The organism is Streptomyces sp. HSW2009 (assembly GCF_040240285.1).
GTDB lineage: Bacteria > Actinomycetota > Actinomycetes > Streptomycetales > Streptomycetaceae > Streptomyces.
The window spans coordinates 1-7,514 of the sequence record NZ_JBEHZD010000401.1 but is presented as its reverse complement, the minus strand read 5'-3'; the positions used below and the strand labels follow the sequence as shown (position 1 = coordinate 7,514).

The 7,514-nt window shown below is 71.9% G+C and carries 5 protein-coding genes; 1 reads left to right on the top strand and 4 read right to left on the bottom strand.

The annotated features are described in order from the left end of the window. A partial coding sequence (locus tag AAHZ94_RS24550) for a hypothetical protein (protein WP_349995283.1) occupies positions 1–196 on the bottom strand: 196 nt, incomplete at its 3' end. A gap of 232 nt (positions 197–428) precedes the next feature. Between AAHZ94_RS24550 and AAHZ94_RS24545 the strand changes: the two genes are divergently transcribed. Continuing rightward, positions 429–1,400: an alpha/beta fold hydrolase gene (locus tag AAHZ94_RS24545; RefSeq protein ID WP_349995282.1), complete on the top strand. Its 972-nt coding sequence runs from the start codon at positions 429–431 to the stop codon at positions 1,398–1,400. An 82-nt stretch (positions 1,401–1,482) separates the two neighbouring features. On the opposite strand, the gene AAHZ94_RS24540 is transcribed toward AAHZ94_RS24545, so the two are convergent. The 3 genes from AAHZ94_RS24540 to AAHZ94_RS24530 all read right to left on the bottom strand — a co-directional run bounded on the left by AAHZ94_RS24540 (position 1,483) and on the right by AAHZ94_RS24530 (position 7,207). Beyond that, positions 1,483–2,706: a helix-turn-helix domain-containing protein gene (locus tag AAHZ94_RS24540; RefSeq protein ID WP_349995281.1), complete on the bottom strand. Its 1,224-nt coding sequence runs from the start codon at positions 2,704–2,706 to the stop codon at positions 1,483–1,485. Between the two features lie 409 nt (positions 2,707–3,115). Continuing rightward, the gene (locus AAHZ94_RS24535) at positions 3,116–5,539 is read right to left on the bottom strand and encodes a terpene synthase family protein (RefSeq protein ID WP_349995279.1); all 2,424 of its coding nucleotides are present in this window, start codon (positions 5,537–5,539) and stop codon (positions 3,116–3,118) included. A 639-nt stretch (positions 5,540–6,178) separates the two neighbouring features. Next, on the bottom strand, positions 6,179–7,207 hold the full coding sequence (locus tag AAHZ94_RS24530) for a DUF4073 domain-containing protein (RefSeq protein WP_349995278.1): 1,029 nt from the start codon (positions 7,205–7,207) through the stop codon (positions 6,179–6,181). Positions 7,208–7,514: the final 307 nt, after the last annotated feature.

Below are 7,514 nucleotides of genomic sequence, written 5' to 3'. Positions count from 1 at the left end.
GGCGCCGGGCGCGCCGGGGGCCGGGGGCCGGCCCCCCCCCCCGGCCCGCCACCTGGGGGGTGGGGGGTCCGCCGCGGCGGCGGGCAACGATCAGCCGGGCCAGGACCGCCCGGTGCCGCGGGCCGCGCAACGCGATCGACTCACCCGCACCGTCCCAGGCCACCACCGGCCCCAGCACCCCGAACACCGCCCGCACCCCGCACCACCTCTCCCTTGCCCTCTCCCGCACCACCGGCCCGGCACCCGTCCTGCCCACCGTAGAGCGCACTCATTGAACGCTCATCGACGACCGGCAGGCTGGTAGCGACCCGCCCCCCGCAACCCACCCGGAAGCCCGCGGCACACCCCCAGCGCCCCACCCCCACCCCCTCCCTACAACCCCGCTCTCCCCGGCAGACTCGCCCTCCCCCAGCAAAGGACGACGCACCATGGCACCCCACCCCACCGGGCCCCGCGCCGAACGCCCCGCCGAGCACCGGACCGAGCTCCGGACCGGGCCCCCGACCGCGCCCCGTGCCGGGCTCCCCGCCACGATCGAGGGCTTCGCCTACCAGCGGGTGCGGGTGGCCGACGGTGTCGCGCTGAACGTGGCGGTCGCCGGCTCCGGCAGCCCCGTCGTGCTGCTGCACGGCTTTCCGCAGACCCACCTCATGTGGCGGCACGTGGCCGCCGAACTGGCCACCGACCACACCGTGATCTGCCCCGACCTGCGCGGCTACGGGGCGAGCGACAAACCGGCCGAGGCGGGCCCCGACACCTACGCGAAGCGGACCATGGCCGCGGACGTGGTGGCCCTGGCCCGGGCGCTGGGGCACGAGCGGTTCGCGCTGGCCGGGCACGACCGGGGCGCGCTGGTCGCCTTCCGCGCCGGGCTCGACCACCCGTCCGCCGTCACCCATCTGGCCTGTCTCGACGTGCTGCCGACCCTGGACATGTGGGACGTCATGCACGGCACCGCCGCGACGGTCGGCTTCCACCTCTATCTGATGGCCCAGCCCCCGGGCTTCCCGGAGGAGTTCATCGCCGCGGCCCCCGACCTCTTCTTCGGCCACTTCCTCGACCTGTGGAACAACGACCCGAGGTCCATGCCCGCCGACGTACGCGCCGCCTACCTGGCCGCCTGCCGTGCCGCGGTCCCCTCCATCGTGGCCGACTACCGCGCATCGGCCGGCATCGACGTCACCCACGACGAGGCCGACCGCGCGGCCGGCAACCACCTCCGCATGCCGGTGACCGTCCTCCAACAGGACTGGGGCGCGGCCCTCGGCTTCGACGCCCGCGCCCGCTGGCAGACCTGGGCCCCCGACCTCACCCACACGACGGTGACCTGCGGCCACTTCATGGCGGAGGAGTCGCCTGCGACGGTCGCTGCGGCGTTGCGGGGGTTGCTGGCTCGGTAGGGGTGGGGAGGGGGGCGGGACGGTGGGTGTCGGCGCGGGCGGGCCGATCTAGGTATCGGCCCGCTGACCGATCCCCCGGCCCCTACACACCGCTCCACTCGGCGAACTGCCGCAGCGGTCCGACGGCCCGCTGCCGCGTCCGTAGCAGCATGCCGACCGTCTGGTGCACGTCTGGGTGGTAGCGCGTCAACTGAGGTGCTGCCGCCCGGGCTTGCACGAGGGATTCCAGGGCCGCTTCGTGGCGCGCCGTCCACGCCTCAGCGGTCGCCTTGCGGATCAAGAATCCGGCGACCCTGGTGGGCTGGTAGGAAGCGGGAATGCGCACCTGAGAGGCGACGTCGACGGCCGTCTCGTGGTCATCCTGAAGCAGCGCCACGTCCAGCCGGCCCAGAGAGACGTTGAGTTCGCCGAACGAGAGGGCGTACCGGCTGCCCGGCGGGTCCTCTGCCGCGTCGGCGCGTACGCCTGCCGCCACGAGTTCGGCTGCGTGTCCCCCCCCGGGGGGCCCCGCGGGGCGCGGCCGCGGCCGGGCCACCAGCGCGGCGGCGCGCCGCCCCCGGGGCCGGCGCACCGCCGACGTCTGCGGGTCGCCGTCGGCCGGCAGGTCCCGCAGCGCCTGCCGCACCAGCGCCAGCCCGCGATCGGGGCGCGAAGCCTCCGCGTGGGTGATCACGGCGCGCTCGTACCGCTCGACGGCCACCTGCCGTGGGTCACCCGAGTGCGGCGCGGCGGCGGCCATGCGGGCGAGGGCGAGCCGGGCGAGGTCCATGTAGCCGAGCCGGTAGGCGAGGATCGCGGCGGTACGGGCCGCCTCGGCCTGAAGGTAGTGCGCGCGCTCCCGCCCCGCGCCGGGGGTCGCGTGGGTCTGCACGGCACGCGCGGTGGCCCCGATCACGCCCGGCAACCCCTCGGCGAGCTGCGCGAACTCGCCCCGCGACCGCAGCCGCACGAGGCCGGAGACCCGCCCGGCCACCGTGTCCAGGGTTTCCGGCGGCAGATCGTCGTCCGGCGGGATGTCCCACGCATCGAGGGCGCTGCTGATCGGCGCGAGCAACCGATCGAGTTGGTCCTTCTGGAGCATGTGGACGTACGGCTGCCCGTGCAGTACGGAGAGGGTGACCCCGAGGGCGCGTGCCACGGCGGCCAGCACACTGGCGCTCGCGGGCCGCTCCCCGTTCTCGACACGGCACAGTTGACTGGTGGAGACGTGCGAACGCTGGCCGAGCTCGGCCAGCGAGTAGTCGCGGACGAGTCGGATCTCGCGGATGCGGATACCTGCGTGCTGGGTGTCCCTGACGTCGGACATGCTGGCTCTCCCTTGCGCACTGCCACTCGCAATGTACGCCCGGTGCAAGCCTGGTGGGCCTAGCCAGTGAGCATCGAAAGCCCAATGAATGCACAACGAGGAGCAGCGGAGGTTCCTAGGGCGAGCATGGGGTGTGCATTGAACTGCCCTACTCTGCAAGCCCGTTCACATCCGACCGGGCACTGCACACGAGCCGCACAACCCGCGACCACCCGCCCCGCCTCCCTAGCCCCCACCCCCACGGCCCCCGCTCCCAGCACGAACCCCCACCCCCACCGCAGGTCGAACGGCCCACAGCGGGAGCGGGGGTGTGTCCGCCCAGACGGTCGCCCAGACGGTCGCCCGGGTGGGGCGGCCGGGTGGGGCGGCCGGGTGGGGCGGCCGGGTGGGGCGGCCGGTCAGCGATCGGCTACGAGGCCAGCCGTTCCGCGATCCGGGCCGCCGACGTGCCGAGGCCCGAGGGGCCGGGCGCGGTCCAGGGGTCCTGGGACGCGGCCTGGGTCGCGGTGGCCACAGCGGCGGCAGGGACGAGAGGGGCTACGGGAGCAGCAGGTGCCGCAGGGGCGACGGGTGCCGCGGGAGCGGCGGGTGTCGCAGGAGCAGCCGTCCGGAGCGCCGCCAGTGCCGTCGCCGCCGCCGAGTCGGCGAGCCCCGTGGGCAGGTGGCCGGCCTTCGGGGCGAAGTTGCGCCGCAGGTCGGACTCCTTGTAGCGGGCGCACTCGCGGTGCCAGTTGAGGATGCCGGCGATCCAGTCCTTGAGCTCGGCCACGTACGTGTCCACCTCGGCACGGGCCGCCGGCGTGAGCTCGAAGTCGTCGTAGAGAACGGGCAGTTCGTGCTCCGCGACGTGCAGGAACTGGCTGAGCCTGGCCTCCATCAGCTCGTGCACCAGGCGCAGCCCCGTGGGGTAGTCGACGCCGAAGAAGTTCTGCACCACCAGGACGCCGTTGTGGATCTCGCCCTCGTACTCGATCTCCTTCTGGTACGAGAAGACGTCGTTGAGCAGCGTCGCGTAGTCGGAGACGGCGCTCTCGATGGCGCGCACCGGGCCGCTGCGGTAGACCTCCGGGGGCACCTGCTGGCTGTGGCGCAGCCGGCACAGGCTCATCGTGAGGTCGGAGCCGAAGGTCTTGCGGCGCATCTCGATGTAGTCGATGGGGTCGGGGATGCGGTTGTGGTACTGGTTCTCCAGCTCCCACAGCCAGCTCTCGATCATGTCGTCGACCGCCGTGCGGAAGGCCCTCCGGGCGGCCGGCTCCATGGTGCCCGTGGTGCGCGCCCACAGGTCGATCAGGCCGCGCTCCAGGGCGTTGACCGGCTCCGGCGGCGCGGTCGACTCCTCCAGCGGCATGCAGGCCGAAAGCCGCTGGGTGCACTGCTTGGCGCCGGCCAGGTCGCGGGTGTTGCCGAAGACCACGGGGTAGTAGTCGTCGCCGTAGGTGCCCCAGGCCAACCAGCCGGCGCTGAGGTCGAGTTCGTCCTGCGTCGCGTCGGGGTCGAGGCCGGCCGAGCACAGCGCGAGGTCGTAACCCGCCATCTTGCGCGCGTCCCACACGTCAGAGCCGGGGACGCCGGGCTGCGCCTCCAGCAGGCCCATCCGCGCCGCCCAGTCGAGTACGTGCCGGCGCGAGCCCTCCAGGTGCGGGCTGAGCCGGAGCGGGAACGGCGGGTCGAGCGGCGGGATGACGGAGGGGCCGACCTTCTCGTACGGGGTGTGGGAGTACGAGCGCAGCCGCTTGGCGCCGGTGAGGGCGATCAGCGACTTGATGTTGGCCGATTCCGTGCCGATGCCGGTCAGCACGAACGGACCCCAGGGGGTGAGGCCCGACGGGGCGCCGGCGCCGCCGCCGTTCATGTAGCGGCTGGAGCGCATGTGCCACTCGTGCCCGCCGGACTGCCAGTCCTGGAGCCCCTTGACGTACAGCAGCACGTCGGCGCACTCCTGCGGGGTGAGCCCCTGCTCGACGAAGAGCGGCGGGAGTTCGAGCAGGGTGGTGTTCTCGAACTGGTGGAGCCGCGAGGTCAGCAGGTCGTTGACGGCGTCCGCGGCCTCCTGTGTGGAGCAGCCGAGGAAGCGTTCGAGGACGAGCACACCGTTGCTGAGCTCGCCTTCCTCCTCGATCTCACGCTGGTAGGAGAAGAGGTCGTTGCGCAGGTGGACGGCGTCGGAGAAGGCGTCGCACAGCACCCGCAGCGGGCGGGACGCGGCCACCTGGGCCGGCACCTCGGCGCCCACCGCGTACTCCACGAGCCCCGACGACCAGGGCGCCCCGCCGACCTTGCGGCGCATCTCGATGTACTCGACCGGGTTGGACACCCGGTCCGCGTTGATGTTGGACAGCTCCCACAGCGACTCGTTGAGCAGGTTCTCGGTGCTCTCGGCGAAGCGGGCCCGCCAGTCGAGCGACATGCTCGGCACGGTCCGCCGCCACAGGTCGGCGAGGCCGGCCTCGACCGGGTTCGCCGGCTCGGGCATCGGGGTCGCCAGGTCCATGGGCATGAACTCGGGCAGCCGGATGAGGTGTTCCTTGCCGGCCGTGCGGTCCTGGGTGCGCTTGAACTTCTCCAGGAAGTAGTCGTCGAAGAAGAAGACCCACACGTACCAGTCGGTCACCAGCGAAAGGGCTTCGGCCGAGGTGTCCGGGTGGGTGTACGCGCAGAGCAGGGCGTAGTCATGGGCGTCCAGATCGCTCTGGTCCCAGATGCCGGAACCCTCCAGCATGTTCATCTCGCGGGCCCAGGCGCGGGAATGCTCGCGGGCCGCCTCGACATGCGGGTTCAGCCGCGCCGGATAAGGCACGTAGAAATCCGGCAGCTCAAACGGCTGCGCCATGGTTTGCCCACCTTTCACAGAGGTACGGGGGGATGCACGGAACTCGTGGCGGGGGCGGAGGGCACGTGCCCGGCGCATGCCTACGTGCCGCGTACACGCATACGTACACGCGTACGAAAAGGGGAGGGGTAGCAGCCACTCCTTCGCGTGAGCACGCTATCCCCCCAGCCACACTGATCCCAACCGCCACAGCACTACCCGGCGACGTCAGGGATTACCCACCCGCTTGCCCGTGCATTTTTCCCTACTTCACGCCTGGTCGGACGCAGTTGACGGATCGCTGGACAATGCGGTGCACCTGCGCTAACGCAGGGCGGACGGGGGTGGAAGGGCGGGCTGGGGCGGGCTGAATTGGGTGACCGAATCGGGTGGTTGGCCCCGGCGGCCGAACGGGGGAACCCGCCCGGACGGCTGGCCGGGGCGGCCGACTTGAGTGTCGGCTTGAGTGCCGGCTTTCGCGCCGAACCGGTGGCCGGAATGCGATGGTCTCGCACGAGGGGGCCAGAGACGCGGGCCGGGCGGGGCGCCGTGGTGGGGTGGGCGCCGCGCCCGGCCGGTGTCAGGGTCGGTGTCGGTGTCGCTGCCGGTGTCGCTGCCGGTGTCGCTGCCGGTGCCGGTGCCGGTGCCGGTGCCGGCGGGTCAGCGGTTCCGGTGCAGCGGGATGCGCAGCTCCTTCAGCCACTGGTTGCGCAGGTAGTCGCGGGCCTTCACGACCACCTCGCCCTTGGTGACCTGCACCCGAAGGCCGGTGTTCTCGGCGCCGGAGACCGAGGTCTCGCCGCCCTTCCCGTCATCGGTGAACGAGGTCTGCACCGCACCGGTGTTGACGACCGTGAACCCCTCCAGGTTTCCGGTCCCGGGCACCACCTTGCGCACCGCCCAGTCGGAAAGGCCCAGGCTCCAGTGGGTGTGCGAGGTGAAGAGCACCGCATCCTTGTACTTGCCGAGAATGCCGAGCACCCGATCGGCCTGGAGGTAGTCGCCGCCGTACATCTTGTTGCGGGTGCCGGAAACCGTGTCGGGCAGGACGTGGTGCGAGAAGACCATCACCGGCTTGCCCTTGCGCTGCCAGTGCGCCAACCGCCGGTCCAGCCAAGCGAGTTGCGCATCGCTGAACCACACCTCGTCCCACTTCGTCGCGTCGTGGTACTTCATGTACTTCTCGGTTCCGAGCATCAGCATCGGCACGCCGTCCACGACGCGCTCGTAATAGACCTGGTCGAGGCCGGTGAAGTCGTAGAAGTTCTGGAAGAGCTCGCTCTCCTTGGTGCCGTTGGGCCAGGTGCTCTGGCAGAGCTTGTTCGGGTTGCAGTACTTCGGCACGTAGAACTCGTGATTGCCGATGGTGAAGAACGTGTTCTTCGGGTGCGGATGCGCGTTGATCGTCTTGCGCACCTCCGCGTATTCCTGCGGATATCCGCGGTTGGTGATGTCGCCGTTGACCACCAGGGCGCTGCTCTTGCCCGGCAGCCCCTTCATCTGGTCCAGCGCCCGCCCGAGATCGGCGGTGTCCCCCTGGACGTCGCTGACCACGTCGAAGGTCACGGCGCGCTGCCGGTCCTTGGCGCCGTGCCCACCGGCGGCGGCGCCCGCCGGCACCAGGGCGGCTGCGGCGAGGCCGAGTGCGGCGGTGAGGACGGCGGCTGCGGAGACTGCGGTGCGTTTCACGGGGACTCCTGATCGCTGACGTGCTGGTGGGTGCGCGTGGCGCGGGCCCGGAGGCAGTGCGTCCCGGGCCAGAGCAGCGAAACAGCGCACCCTGAGCACCCGCGGAAGCGATACACAGCGGAATATGTCCGGCACGTGAATTATTACGAGGGGATTACTGGTCTAGGCCGAGCGGGCGAAGCCCGGCGGGGGTGCGGGTGCGTACCGGTCGGGGCGGGGGCCCCGGGGGCGCCCCGCCCCCCCCCCCCGCGCCCCCCCCCCCCCCCCCCGGGGGGGGGCCCGCCCGCCCCCCCCCCGCCCCCCCCCC